The organism is Halosimplex rarum (assembly GCF_047715405.1).
In the GTDB taxonomy this organism is placed as follows: Archaea; Halobacteriota; Halobacteria; order Halobacteriales; family Haloarculaceae; genus Halosimplex; species Halosimplex rarum.
In genome coordinates, this window is record NZ_CP180412.1 from 2,899,218 (window position 1) to 2,911,553 (window position 12,336).

The 12,336-nt window shown below is 68.8% G+C and carries 18 protein-coding genes; 10 read left to right on the forward strand and 8 right to left on the reverse strand.

Going from position 1 to position 12,336, the window contains the following annotated elements; genetic code table 11:
* A complete protein-coding gene (locus ACMGFH_RS13885; protein WP_415379039.1) occupies positions 1–153 on the forward strand; it encodes a hypothetical protein in 153 nt (50 codons plus the stop codon).
* A 53-nt stretch (positions 154–206) separates the two neighbouring features.
* Here the strand turns inward: ACMGFH_RS13885 and ACMGFH_RS13890 are convergent, their stop codons facing one another.
* A complete protein-coding gene (locus tag ACMGFH_RS13890; RefSeq protein WP_415379040.1) occupies positions 207–539 on the reverse strand; it encodes a hypothetical protein in 333 nt (110 codons plus the stop codon).
* Between the two features lie 247 nt (positions 540–786).
* Between ACMGFH_RS13890 and ACMGFH_RS13895 the strand changes: the two genes are divergently transcribed.
* The 8 genes from ACMGFH_RS13895 (at position 787) to ACMGFH_RS13930 (ending at position 7,070) form a co-directional block, all read left to right on the forward strand.
* The gene (locus ACMGFH_RS13895) at positions 787–1,593 is read left to right on the forward strand and encodes an alpha/beta fold hydrolase (RefSeq protein ID WP_415379041.1); all 807 of its coding nucleotides are present in this window, start codon (positions 787–789) and stop codon (positions 1,591–1,593) included.
* Positions 1,594–1,655: 62 nt separating this feature from the next.
* Positions 1,656–2,144 (forward strand): TM2 domain-containing protein, encoded by a 489-nt coding sequence (locus ACMGFH_RS13900; RefSeq protein WP_415379042.1) that lies wholly within the window; start codon positions 1,656–1,658, stop codon positions 2,142–2,144.
* 4 nt (positions 2,145–2,148) lie between these two features.
* Positions 2,149–2,679: a DUF2085 domain-containing protein gene (locus ACMGFH_RS13905; protein ID WP_415379043.1), complete on the forward strand. Its 531-nt coding sequence runs from the start codon at positions 2,149–2,151 to the stop codon at positions 2,677–2,679.
* Between the two features lie 50 nt (positions 2,680–2,729).
* Entirely contained in the window at positions 2,730–3,473 is a 744-nt protein-coding gene (locus ACMGFH_RS13910; protein ID WP_415379044.1) for a type 1 glutamine amidotransferase, read from the forward strand.
* A gap of 70 nt (positions 3,474–3,543) precedes the next feature.
* A complete protein-coding gene (locus ACMGFH_RS13915) occupies positions 3,544–4,113 on the forward strand; it encodes a dihydrofolate reductase family protein (RefSeq protein WP_415379045.1) in 570 nt (189 codons plus the stop codon).
* Between the two features lie 41 nt (positions 4,114–4,154).
* A complete protein-coding gene (locus ACMGFH_RS13920; RefSeq protein WP_415379046.1) occupies positions 4,155–5,324 on the forward strand; it encodes an acyl-CoA dehydrogenase family protein in 1,170 nt (389 codons plus the stop codon).
* Positions 5,325–5,417: 93 nt separating this feature from the next.
* Positions 5,418–5,942: a hypothetical protein gene (locus ACMGFH_RS13925; RefSeq protein ID WP_415379047.1), complete on the forward strand. Its 525-nt coding sequence runs from the start codon at positions 5,418–5,420 to the stop codon at positions 5,940–5,942.
* Between the two features lie 150 nt (positions 5,943–6,092).
* Positions 6,093–7,070 (forward strand): phosphotransferase, encoded by a 978-nt coding sequence (locus ACMGFH_RS13930; protein WP_415379048.1) that lies wholly within the window; start codon positions 6,093–6,095, stop codon positions 7,068–7,070.
* A gap of 51 nt (positions 7,071–7,121) precedes the next feature.
* Here ACMGFH_RS13930 and ACMGFH_RS13935 read toward each other — a convergent pair whose 3' ends face one another.
* The 6 genes from ACMGFH_RS13935 to ACMGFH_RS13960 all read right to left on the reverse strand — a co-directional run bounded on the left by ACMGFH_RS13935 (position 7,122) and on the right by ACMGFH_RS13960 (position 10,335).
* A complete protein-coding gene (locus ACMGFH_RS13935; RefSeq protein WP_415379049.1) occupies positions 7,122–7,589 on the reverse strand; it encodes a cupin domain-containing protein in 468 nt (155 codons plus the stop codon).
* 64 nt (positions 7,590–7,653) lie between these two features.
* The gene (locus tag ACMGFH_RS13940) at positions 7,654–7,818 is read right to left on the reverse strand and encodes a DUF6757 family protein (RefSeq protein WP_006882760.1); all 165 of its coding nucleotides are present in this window, start codon (positions 7,816–7,818) and stop codon (positions 7,654–7,656) included.
* 110 nt (positions 7,819–7,928) lie between these two features.
* Positions 7,929–8,741: a PHP domain-containing protein gene (locus tag ACMGFH_RS13945; RefSeq protein ID WP_415379050.1), complete on the reverse strand. Its 813-nt coding sequence runs from the start codon at positions 8,739–8,741 to the stop codon at positions 7,929–7,931.
* A 72-nt stretch (positions 8,742–8,813) separates the two neighbouring features.
* Positions 8,814–9,224, reverse strand: coding sequence for a hypothetical protein (locus tag ACMGFH_RS13950; RefSeq protein ID WP_415379051.1), 411 nt, complete (start codon positions 9,222–9,224; stop codon positions 8,814–8,816).
* Positions 9,225–9,227: 3 nt separating this feature from the next.
* Complete coding sequence (locus tag ACMGFH_RS13955; RefSeq protein ID WP_415379052.1) at positions 9,228–9,914, reverse strand: RAD55 family ATPase; 687 nt, start codon at positions 9,912–9,914, stop codon at positions 9,228–9,230.
* A gap of 106 nt (positions 9,915–10,020) precedes the next feature.
* Positions 10,021–10,335: a hypothetical protein gene (locus ACMGFH_RS13960; RefSeq protein ID WP_415379053.1), complete on the reverse strand. Its 315-nt coding sequence runs from the start codon at positions 10,333–10,335 to the stop codon at positions 10,021–10,023.
* 109 nt (positions 10,336–10,444) lie between these two features.
* Here ACMGFH_RS13960 and ACMGFH_RS13965 point away from each other — a divergent pair, with 109 nt between their 5' ends.
* Positions 10,445–11,299, forward strand: coding sequence for a DUF4097 family beta strand repeat-containing protein (locus ACMGFH_RS13965; protein ID WP_415379054.1), 855 nt, complete (start codon positions 10,445–10,447; stop codon positions 11,297–11,299).
* 64 nt (positions 11,300–11,363) lie between these two features.
* Here ACMGFH_RS13965 and ACMGFH_RS13970 read toward each other — a convergent pair whose 3' ends face one another.
* Positions 11,364–12,275 carry an acyltransferase gene (locus tag ACMGFH_RS13970; RefSeq protein WP_415379055.1) on the reverse strand — a complete coding sequence of 304 codons (912 nt, stop codon included), beginning with the start codon at positions 12,273–12,275 and terminating at the stop codon, positions 11,364–11,366.
* Positions 12,276–12,336: the final 61 nt, after the last annotated feature.

Consider the following 12,336-nt stretch of genomic DNA (forward strand, 5'->3'; position numbering starts at 1 on the left):
ATGCGGGACGACGAGCGCCCCGCCGAGCGGGAGTCGAATCGCCGCGACGCCGACGCCGCGCCCGAGGCGGCCTTCGACGTCGCGCCGGAACTGTTCGGTGCGAGCGCGGCTCCCGACGACCGCCGTCGGATCGCGGACGACACCGCCCGGTAGAGCGAGCGAGAAGTGCGTCGAACTGCTGTTCCGGCGACCGAACTGACGCGATTTCAGTCCGCGCTTGCGGCGTAGCCGGAGGAGTCGTTCGCCGACTCCGCGCTGTCGGAACTCGCCGCGCGGGCCGCTGCGCCGTCCGTGGGGTTGTACCGGTGGGGCGACCGCAGGAGCGCGATGAGCGACCACATCGTGGCCGCGGCCGTCGAGCCGACCGCGGACATGGTCATCCCGAGCGTGAAGAACGTCGTCCCGTAGACGAGGCCGATACACGCCGAAGGGAGCGCAGTCCCCAGCGGCACGCGGGCGCTCGCGTCGCGCAGCGTCGGGAGCAACACGCACAGCGAGAAGACGCTCCCGCAGAGGAAGACGAGGTCCTGCCAGATCATTTTCCGTCACCGTTCGAGTCGTTGGAGAGCTGCGTCGTCATCGACCTACCGTAGGATAGGGCGATCATAAAAGTCTTACTCGGATTCGAGTAAACAATTAATTACGTTTCGAGACGGTACCGCGTGCCATGCCAACTGACTGCACGCGATGGCGGGCAAACGGGGCCCTCACGGCCGGAGAGCGTTCGAAAGGCGATCCTATCGCGAATCGGGAGCCCCTTACCGCGCCTGTCCGTACGTCGGGGAAATGGCAGTGGTCACCAACGGCGGCGTCGACCTCTACTACGAGGCGAAAGGGGAGCCAAACCCGGCAGACGAGGTCGAACGCGAGGCGGACACGGTCGCGTTCGTCAACCCGGCGGGCTACGGGGCGTGGGTGTGGGGCTGGCAACACGCCGCGCTGTCCTCCGGTTTCGAGACGGTCGTCTGGGACCTCCGGGGAACCGGCCGGTCGGACGCGCCCGATGGACCGTACAGCGCCGAGACGCTCGCGGGCGACCTCGAAGCGGTCCTCGCGGACCACGGCGTCAGCGACGCGCACGTCGTCGGCGCGGGCCTGGGCGGGATGGTCGCACTTGAGTACGCCCACCGCTACGGCCGCGCGGCGACGCTGACGCTGTTCGGCACCGCCGCGAGCGGCAACCGCGTCGACGTCGACGCGCTCGACTCGCTGTTCGCGCCACGGGACGATCCCGCCGCGCTCCAGGCGTCACTTCGCAACGCGTTCGCCGCCGATATCGACGCCCACGAGGACGTAGCCGACGAAATCGTCGGGTGGCGCCGCGAGGAGGACGCCGACAGGGAGGGATTCGAGGCGCAGGCCGCCGCAATGTGCGACTTCGACCGGTCGGACTCGCTCTACGAGATCACGACGCCTGCGCGGGTCTACCACGGCGTCGACGACGCGGTGGTTCCCGCGGATGCGGGTCGGGACCTGGCCGACGGCCTTCCCCGCGGGGAGTTCACGGCCGTCGAAGGGGGGCACCTCTGCTTTATCGAGGAGAGCGCGGCGGTCAACGACGCGCTCCTGGCGGACTTCGACGCCCGCGCGTGACCGCGAGGTGGGGGCCACAGGTATCCGCTGGTTTTACACTCGTGACGCCCCTCTTCTGGGATATGTCAGGCGACGATTCGGGAGCCGGGAGGGATGGTCCAGACGACTCCGACGACAGTTGGGTCAGCGACAGCGTGGACGGCGACACCGACGCGTCCGGAACCGGCGGCGGCCAGTCCTCCGACGCCGGCGGCGCCGAAAGGTCGACGGGCGCCAGCGCGTCCGGAACTCGCGAGAAAGGTCCTGGGGAGAAGTTCTGCGCAGAATGCGGCGCGATCATCAACGAGAAGGCGGAGATCTGCCCCGAGTGCGGCGTCCGTCAGCCGGGTATGGGGTCGACTGGTGACGACGAGCGGCTCATCGCCGCGCTGCTCGCGATATTCCTGGGCATCTTCGGTGCTCACAAGTTCTACATGGGCAAGACCGGACAGGGGATCCTGTATCTCTGTTTCTCCTGGACTGGGATCCCGTGGATCATCGGTCTCATCGAGGGCCTGATCTACCTCACGAAGAGCGACGAGGAGTTTCACCAGCAGTACATGCAGGACTGAGCAGGTGCCACGTCGTCGTTCCCGCCGACGCGCCGAATTCCGAACCGGCCTCGCACGCACCCGCCGGTACCTCTTCTCCCATCACGAGCCGAGCGAGTACTATCGCTGTCACTCGCTCTCGCTCCGCGGTCGGAACGTCCATCTCTGCGCGCGTTGTAGCGGCGTCTACCCAGGGATACTCGTCGGCGCCGCGCTCGCCTTGACCGCGACAGTCCCCGCAGTGTGGCCCTGGCTGGTCGTCTGCGGACCGGCGCCCGCGCTGGTCGACTGGGCGGCCACGACGTTCACCGACCGCCGCGGCTCGAACGCCCTCCGGACAGTCTCGGGTGCCTTGCTCGGCCTCGGGTACGGCGTCGCCGTCCCGTGGTTCCTGATCGGCCGACCGCTGTGGCTCCTCGGCGTAGCTGCGGTGTACGGGGGCATCGCAGCGGTGTTGCTCGTCCGTTCGCTGGGTGGCGAGAGTTCCGACGGACGCGCAGACGGCGACAGCGGTGGGGACGACGACGACCACGGCGCCCGTTCGCACGGGCCGTAGTACTGCCCCGGTGGACAGCCTTTTACTCGGCGAGTACGTCGTCTCTGACGATGACACGGCCGCGCATCGCCCTGTTGAACGCAGCCCACGAGGCCGAGGGCAACCGGCGGAACTTCCGCCGGGAACTGGCCGCCGACCTGACGGAGTTTCACCTCCCCGGCGGCGACCTCCCGGAGACGTACGACTTCGACGGCGTCGTCGTCACGGGCTCTCGCGCCTCCGTGTACTGGGACGAAGAGTGGATCGAACCCACGAAGGAGTGGGTCGAGGCGGCGATCGACCGCGGACTCCCCTGTCTGGGCGTGTGTTACGGCCACCAGCTGCTCGGCGACGTGCTCGGCGGGACGGTCGAGTCGATGGACGAGTACGAGATCGGCTACCGGACCGTCGAGCGGACCGGCGACTCCCGACTGCTCGACGGCCTCGACGACGAGTTCACGGTCTTCACGACCCACTCGGACGCCGTCGTCGAGCTCCCGCCGGGCGCCGAGCGCCTCGCGACCAACGACTACGGCGTCCACGGCTTCCGCAAAGAGCGCGTCTTCGGCGTCCAGTTCCACCCCGAGTACGACATGCAGACCGCCGAAGAGGTGACGAAAGGCAAGGACCTTCCCGAGGAACGGATCCAGTCCGTCCTCGACGGGATCACCCCCGAAAACTTCGACGCCGCCTGCGAGGCCAAGCAGGTCTTCGACAACTTCGTCGACTTCGTCAGCGAGATCGACGTCCACGGAGCGAACGCGGCGAGCATCGACGACGCCGCTGGCGAGGACGCCCTCGCCGCCGACGACTGAGCGGCGTGGCTCTCTCGGTCGCGACGCCCTCGGCGAAGGGCGCTACTACCCTGCGGACGAAGACACCATCATGAGCGACGGCCGAATCACACTGTACGTCGCGGCGAGCGTGGACGGGTTCATCGCCGCGGAAGACGGGAGCGTCGCGTGGCTCGACGAGTTCGAACGGGGCGGCCGCGACGGGGAGGAAGCGGGGAGTTACGACGAGTTCATCGCGAGCGTCGATTGTCTCGTGATGGGAGCGACGACGTACGAACAGGTGCTGGACTTCGGCGACTGGCCCTACAGTCAGAAGCCGACGTACGTCGTCACCAGTCGAGACCTGCCGCGCGCGAACGACGCGGTCGAACTGTTCGCCGGCGACGTGGGCGACCTCGCGGAACGACTCAGGGGAGAGTACGACCACACGTGGGTAGTCGGCGGCGCGCAACTCGCGCAGTCGTTCCTCCGCACGGACCAGATCGATCGCCTCCGGTTGAACCTCGTCCCGGTGCTCCTCGGCGACGGTATCCGACTGTTCGGAGACGGCGGCGTACGGAAACACCTGGAGCGACGGGAGACCACCGCGTACGACAGCGGCATCGTCGAACTGCAGTACGAAGTCGGCTACCGAGCGAGCGCCGAGCAGGACGCCGGCTGATCCCAGCGAGTGTTTTTCACGGAACCCGCCTAACGTCCACTATGCTCGATTACGTGGATATCGAAGCGGATCTGACCGACGAGGAGCGGCTCATCCGTGACACGGCCCGCGAGTTCGTCGACGAGGAGGTGCGGCCGGACATCGGCGACCACTTCGAGGCCGGCACGTTTCCCGAGGACCTGATCACCGAGATGGGCGATCTCGGGTTCTACGCGCCCAACCTCGACCACGAGTCGACGGCGAACGTCGGCGAGCGCGCCTACGGCCTCCTGATGCAGGAGCTGGAGGCCGGCGACTCGGGGATCCGCTCGATGGCGTCGGTCCAGGGCGCGCTGGTGATGTACCCGATCCACGCGTTCGGGTCAGCGGACCAGAAAGAGCGCTGGCTCCCGGACCTCGCCGACGGCTCCGCGGTCGGCTGTTTCGGCCTCACGGAACCCGACCACGGCTCGAACCCGAGCGCGATGGAGACCCGCGCCGAGCGGGCCGACGACGGCGAGGGCTACGTCCTGAACGGCTCGAAGACGTGGATAACGAACGCCCCCATCGCCGACGTGGCGCTCGTGTGGGCGAGAGACCGCTCCGCGGACGGGGTTCCCGTCCGCGGCTTCCTCGTCGAGACCGACCGCGACGGGATCGAGACGAACCACATCGACGGGAAGCTCTCGATGCGCGCGTCGGTGACCGGCGAGATATCGCTCTCGGACTGCTACGTCCCCGCGGAGAACGTCCTCCCCGAAGTCTCGGGGATGAAGGGGCCGCTCTCGTGCCTCACGCAGGCTCGCTTCGGCATCGCGTGGGGCGCCGTCGGCGCGGCACGGGACTGCTTCGAGGTGGCCCGCGAGTACGCGACAGACCGCGAGCAGTTCGGTGGTCCCATCGCTCGATTCCAGCTCCAGCAGGGCAAGCTCGCGGAGATGGCGACCGAGATCACGACCGCGCAGCTGCTGGCCTACCGCCTCGCCGATCTGAAGGAGCGCGGCGACCTGCGGCCCCAGCAGGTGTCGATGGCCAAGCGCAACAACGTCGCTGCCTGGCGCGACGTGGCCCGGACCGCCCGCGAGATGCTCGGTGGCAACGGCATCACGACCGACTACTCGCCAATGCGCCACCTCGCGAACGTCGAGACCGTCTACACCTACGAGGGGACCGACGATATCCACACGCTGATCCTCGGGGAGGACCTGACCGGCATCGCGGCCTTCGAGTGATCGGCGTGCAGGAGTCGGCGCGATGACGGTCAGCAACCGTCATCGCGGCCTCCCTCCCGGGGACTTATAGGGGAACACCGCGACCACCCGGCGATGGCAAACGGGTACGTCGGGCTGCTGGCGGTGTTCGTCTACTTCGGCTTCGCCCTCGCGTCGCCGGTCGTCGCGCTCGTCGCGTGGGGGCTCTCGAAGCGCCGCGACTCGTTCGGGATGGCGTTCGGGACCGTCGCGGCTGGGTCGGTCGGGCTCCTCGCCGCCGTCGCCACCGCGCTGGCGCTGTTCGTCGACCCGGTCGTCGGCCTCACGTTCGCGCTGCTGGTCGTCGCGGCGGCGCTCGTGCTGGCGGGATTCCCGCTCCTCATCGGTCGGCAACTGCTCGACCGGTGGACGCTGCTCGGCCCCGACGAGGCCCTCGAGTACGCGACGCTGGGCTGGCCGGTGGCGATGGTTCTGAGCGCCGTGCTCTTCGTCGCGCCGGGCGGGCTCGGTCGCGACAACGTCCTCTTCCTCTCGGGCGGCGCCGCGGCGGTCGCGTGGCTGGCGCTCGCGCTCGTCGTCACGCTCGGGCCCGCCGTGGCCGGACTCGCCTTCTACCACGCGGTCGAGCGCTTCGCCTGACTGGACGCGTCACCGCTCCCTTCGGGTGACTGCACCCGTCCGGCGGCGCAACGTTTTTGTCCGAGAGCGTCCCAGCGGTAGTCGTCTTCTTCCCTGGCCGGAGCCGCGGCACCGCTCCGGCCGGTCGCCGCCCGTCATGCGGCGAGATCCATGACACAGGACGTATCCGACGCGCTCGCCGCGAACTTCGAGCGCTACGAGATCCGCGAACAGCTCCACGACGTCCCTCCCCACGCCGTCTGCGAGGTCCGCGTCGACGGTCGACGGGCCGTCTGCAAGGTCGCCCGCGGCGACACCGCTGACCCCGGGACCGAGGCCGCAGTCATCGACCACGTCGACCGCCACACCGACCTGCCCGTTCCGAGCGTGCTCGCCGCCGGCGACGGCTACTTCGTCGCCTCGTGGCTCGACGGAGTTCCGGGGGAAGACGAAGCCCCCGATCCGGACGAGATCGGCGCCTCCTACGCTCGTGCTTTGGGAACCGTCCTCGCCCGCCTGCACGACGCGACGGCCGGGGCGTTCGTCAGACCGGGATTCCCCCGAGCCGGTGGCGGCGACGGCGACCCGCTGAGGGTCGACGCGCGTGATCGCTGGGTCGCCGTCGTCCGGGAACGCCTCGACGAGGTCGCTGCCTACCTGGCCGATACCGAGTGGGTCGACCCCGTCCAAGCGGTGCGAGCCCTGGTCGAGGACTACCCCGGCCTGTTCGCCGGCGCCGGCGACCCAGTGCTCTGCCACGGGAACGTCCTGCCCGACCACATCGGGTTCACGGCGGACGCGAGCGGCGGCCCCGCCGACCTCGCCGCGCTCGTCGACTTCGAGCACGCGCTGGTCGCACCGGGGGAGTACGACTTCTGGCGGACGGCGATCCCACTCTTCGGTCGGCCCGACGCCGCCTCCCCGCGACACACTCTCTCGACGTTTCGCGCCGGCTACGAGTCCGTCCGGCCGCTCCCCGACGGCTTCGAGCGGCGACGTGACGGCTATCGGCTCCTGAATCTCGCGTCGTACTTCGTCGCCCTCGACGTGCAGAACGGCGAAATCGGTCCCGACGAGCGTCCCCAGGCGAACGGAATGGCCGAGGCGGTCTCCGAGACGGTCGAGTCGGTACGCGGCCGGCGACGATAGTCCGCCGCGACCGCTGTCGGGACTGTCGGCGTTCGACTGGCGCTCGACAGTTCAGGTGAAGCGACCGGTCTCTGTCCCGCAGTCCGTACAGCGCGTCACCAGCGCATCGCGGTCGTCGGCCATCTCCACCGTGTTCTCGGTGCGGCCGCTGCAGTCGGGGCACTCCCGGAGCATCTCGGTCCGGCGGGCGTCGAGGGGCGCCCCCATCGCGAGCGCGACGCAGCGCTCGTCGCCAGCGTTCCGCCCGAGCTGCCACTCGCCGGGAGCGAAGCGGACGGCCTCGCCCGCCGAGACCGCCACGTCGCCGTCCTCGGTCTCGAACGTGGCGGTCCCCTCGACGACGTAGAAGACCTCCTCCTGTTCGGGGTGGCGGTGGTAGCCGAACCCGAAGCTATCGCCCGGTTCGAGTTCGTAGTAGTTGAGGGCCAGTTCCTCGGCGTCGAGGGCGGCCGAGAGGGCGCGCTTGTCCGTAGCCGGTCCCATCCGGCGCTCGCAGTCCTCGCGGGAGACGCGTTTCATACGGAGAGGTAGCGCGGCGAGTCAGTAAAGTCTCGCGGGGACACGGAGGGGACCGAGCGGGGCGTCACTCGGCGCGGTCGATGTCCAGGTCCTCTTCGATGCCGTCGAGCCAGTCCGAGTCAGCGATCTCTTCCATCTGCTCGCGGAAGTGCGTCTTGCAGACCCCGACCTTGACGCCGTCTTTCTCGACCGCGATCTCGGCCTCGCGGTCGCAGTAGTGACACTGCATACCCGACCTTGGACCCGAGGGGCATTGAACCCTGCGACACCGGACGCCGCGCGTCTGACGCCGTGGCGCACCTGTCCGTTCCCACGAAGGAACGAACGGGACCGCGGCGCTCACGGAGCGATGCCGAGCGCGGCGGCGACGCGGCCGTACTCCGGGGCGGAGAGGCCGGCTTCCCCGAGAGAACGGTCGTGCGCGTCGCTCCCTCCGGTGGCTAAACAGTCGTTGCGGTCGGCGACTTCCCGGACGTCGGCCTCGTCGAGGGATCCGGTCGATTGCGTGTGTCCGCGGGCGCCGTACGGGTAGACGACTTCGAGGGCGTCGAGCCGCGGCGCCAGTTCGAGCGCCGCTTCGGGGTCGGGGTAGCGCAGCGGATGGGCCAGTCCGACGACGTCGCACGCCTCGGCCAGCAACTCGCGACCGCGCTCGAACGAGGGGACGTCCCGGGCGACGTAACAGGGGTCGCCGTCGCCGATGAGGTCGTCGAAGACCTCCGGGATCGCGTCGTAGTCGGCGTCGCTGGCGACGACGGCCCGGGCGATGTCGGGCCGACCCAGTCCCGGCCCGGGATCGATCCCGAGGTCGACGCCAAGGCGGTCCTCGATGCACTCGACGATGGCCCGGCCGCGGGTGACGCGGTCGCGCTGGAGCCGGTCGATCTCGGTGACGAGCGCGTCGGTCGGCCGCACGCCGTACCCCAGGATGTCGACGCGCTGGTCGCCGGTCTCGACGCGGAGTTCGATCCCGTGGATCAGCGTGACGCCGTCGCGTTCGAGGACCGGGGCGTCGAGATCGGGGTGGAGTCGGTCGTGGTCGGTGATAGCGACGGCGTCGAGACCGGCGGCTCGCGCCGCGGGCGCGACCTCGTCGCAGCGAAAGGTTCCGTCGGAGTTCGTCGTGTGGACGTGGAGATCCGCGGCGACCATACATCCGTATGTCACCGAGACGGCAAGCCGGTTGCGGTCCGTCCAGACGTTGCCCCGATCGGTGTCGGCCACCTACTTGTCGAGGAAGTCGGGGCGGTCGGTGGCGTCGATCTCGTCGGGGTCGGGCTTCTCGATACCGCCGAACTTGTCGACCGCCTCGGGCAGACCGTCGCGGCCACCGGTCGGCAACTCGTCCTCGTCGACCGTGACGACCTCACCTTCGACGAGCTCGTCCCACACCGCCTCCTCGTCGGCGTCGCCGGTGGGAGCGGCCTCGCGGCCCTCGTTTTTCCCCTCGCGGAACGCCAGCTCGACCATGCTCTTGGCGTAGGCGGTGTCCATCTCGTCGTGGACGGCCTCGAACTCCTCGCGGTCGTACTCCCCGAAGGACTCGGCGACCCCCAGGGCGTAGGCCCGCTCGGTCGCCTCGTCCTGGTCGAGCGCCGACCACGACGTGCCGTACTTCTCGTCGTACAGTCCCATGGGTCAGGCCTCGACCTTTGTGTCCGGCATCACCCGCAAACCCCTGTCCGAGAAGTCGATCGCGCGGATGTCGCAGTCGATGGCGGTCCCGCGCATCTTGATCACCTGCACGCCGCGGGTCATCCCGCCCGACTCCAGGTAGTTGTGGAAGAAGATGACCCCGTGAGCGAGGTAGTGCTCGTCGGCGTACGAGGAGGGGTCGGTCATCTCCGAGATGAGGACGACCGTCGTGCCGGTCTGTTTCAGCGCCGAGAGGAAGCCCGTGATCTCGTCGGAGACGTCGTTGAAGAAGTGCTGGAGGAGCATCGTCGAGTCGATGACCGCCCTGTCGATGTCCTGCTGTTCGAGGAAGGCGACGATCCGGTTCGTGAGCCCGCCCTCGGTCCCGAACTGGGTGATGGTCCGCTTGCCGCTGTCGGTCATCAGGTTGAGGAACTGTATCTTCCCGGAGGCCATCACCTGGTCGAAGCCGAAGTCGTACCCCGACATGTCCTGCATGAGCTCCTCTTTGGTCTCGTGCATCGTCACGTAGAGGCAGTTCTCCCCCGCCTTGGCGCCCTGCGTGATGAACTGCGAGGAGAAGGTCGTCTTCCCGCTGCCCGGAGGGCCACTCACCACGTAGAGCCTGTCTTTCAGGAGGCCGCCCTGGACGATCTCGTCGAACCCAGGGACGCCGCTTGAGACGCGCATACAGAGGAATGCCCGGTCCGTGTATAGACCTTTATCCCCTATTTTTCACGGCTGATAATCGTTCCAATAGGCGACCGGTCGCCCGCAGTGGCCGCGCCGAGCGCGCTCAGCGGAGCTGGGCGAGGCACTTCCGGCAGTAGGTGTAGGTCGATTCGTCGGCGTTCGGCGCGCCGCAGTGCGGGCAGTGGACGCCGTCGGTCTCACCGTCCCCGTCGTCCCCCTCGTCGACCTCGTCGCTCCCGAGCGGACGGCCCGGGTCTCCGACAGAGCGACCGGGATCGCCGGACTGCGGTGGCGAGGCCTCGTTCGACTCCAGCGAGACGCCACCCAGCGTCCGGTCGTCCGAGAAGTACCGCACCAGCAGCAGCTGGAAGAGGGTGAACCCGACGAGGTAGACGAGTATCCAACCCCAGGGTTCCATATCGTGCTATACGTTGCCACGACACTTGGGTGTTTGGCCGGCGGGTGCGGCCCGCCGGCGCCGGTGCGACCGTCACGTTTTTGCGCGCCTCTCGTGTCACTCCGGGCGAATGGTCTCCCCACCCACCCAGCGGCCGTCTCGTCGCCGATTCCTCCGCGCGGGCGGCGGCCTCGCGGCCGCGTTCGGTCTCGCCGGCTGCGTCATCTCGATGGAGCCGTACACGGAAACCGTCGACCGCTCGTTCGACTCCGGCGACGCGGAGGAACTGGTCGTCCAGACCGACTCCGGCGACGTGTCCCTCACTGCCAGCGACGGCGACGCCGTCTCCGGGACGATCCGGAAAGAATCCCGCTCCGGCGAGGACGCCCTCGACCGGGTGACCGTCGAGGGTCGCGTCGAAGACGGCACGCTGACGATCGCCCCCCAGCGCCCGAATCCCCGCGTGAACGTCACCGTCTCGCTCGACCTCGCCATCCCCGAGGGGCTCCCCGTCGCCGAGGTCGCCTCGGAGAACGGCGACGTGAGCGCCGACGGCGTCACCGGCGACGGGACGTACCGGTCGAGCAACGGCGACGTCGACGTCGAGTCGGTCGACGGCTTCGTCGCCGTCGAATCGACGAACGGCGACGTGTCCGCGAGCGAGGTCGGCGGCCTCGACGGGGCGCAGACGTCGAACGGCGACGTGACCGTCGACGTTCCCGCCCTCCGCGGCGACGTGACCTGCCGGTCGAGCAACGGCGACGTGACGGCGGCCGTGCCGGAGGACCTGCGCGCGGCAGTCAGCCTCCGGACGAGCAACGGCGACGCCGAGGTGTCCGGCGTCTCGCTGACGGTCGACGAATCGACGGAGCGCCGGATCGAGGGCCGACTCGACGGGAGCGGCGACGGCGGAGACGACGGGAGCGCCGAGCACACGCTCGAACTCCGGTCGACGAACGGCGACGTGACGCTGTTGCGCCTGTGAGAGAAGCGGCGTTCGTCCGGTCCGCGGCCGGTGGTCAGACGCTCGGCAGTTGCAGATTCGGCAATCAGGCGCCCGGCGGCTGGCGGTCGCGGCCGAACTCGTCGAAGACGTTCAGGTTCTCGGGCAGGTCGTAGTCGAGTTTCCGCGACTCGCGGCGGTCGACGTTGGCGTCCTCCAGGTCGTCGGCGACGGGCTCCCAGCCGTCCTTGACGGCGATGCTCCTGGCCGGCGTGCCCGCGGCGATGTGGTGGGCGGGCACGTCTTTGCCGGCGATCGACTTGGCGGCCAACACGGAGTTCTCCCCGAGGCGGACGCCCGCGCGGACCATCGAGTCGTAGGTGACGCGGGCGTCGTCTTCGATGACGGTGTGGTAGTTGTCGACCGCGGTCTGGTCGTTGACGTCGTGGTCGTGGCTGTAGACGTGGGCGTCGTCGGAGACGGAGACGCGGTCGCCGATGGTCAGTTTCCCGCGGTCGTCGAGGTGGACGTCGTCGTGGATGACGACGTTGTCGCCGACGGAGATGTTGTGCCCGTAGGTGAACGAGATACCCTTGAAGAAGCGGCAGTCGTCTCCGCACTCGGCGAAGAGGTGGTCGGCGAGCATGCGGCGAAAGCGCAGCGCGAACTCGACGTTGTCGGCCATCGGGGTGGCGTCGAACTGCCGCCAGAGCCACTGGAGGTACTTCGTGCGCTCGAACTCCCCGTCGGCCATCCCTTCGACCTCGGCGTAGTACTCGCTCTCCAGCGTGACGTTACAGGGGTCGTACCCCTGGAGGCGGACGCGCTCGGCGGGTGAGACCGACTCGCCGGACTGCCAGCGCTCGTAGGCCACCCGGTCGCCGAACAGGTCGACCAGCACGTCCTCGACCACGTCGCAGGTGTCCTCGTCGCCGCGGAGGCGCTCGTCGACTTCCTCGATGAACGCGTGGATGCCTTCCTCGCCACCGGGAGGGAGCGAGACGTGGCGCTTTGTCATACCCGTCGATCGGTCCGGCCGACAATAGGGGTTTCTGTACCGGACAACCGCCGTCCGCGGC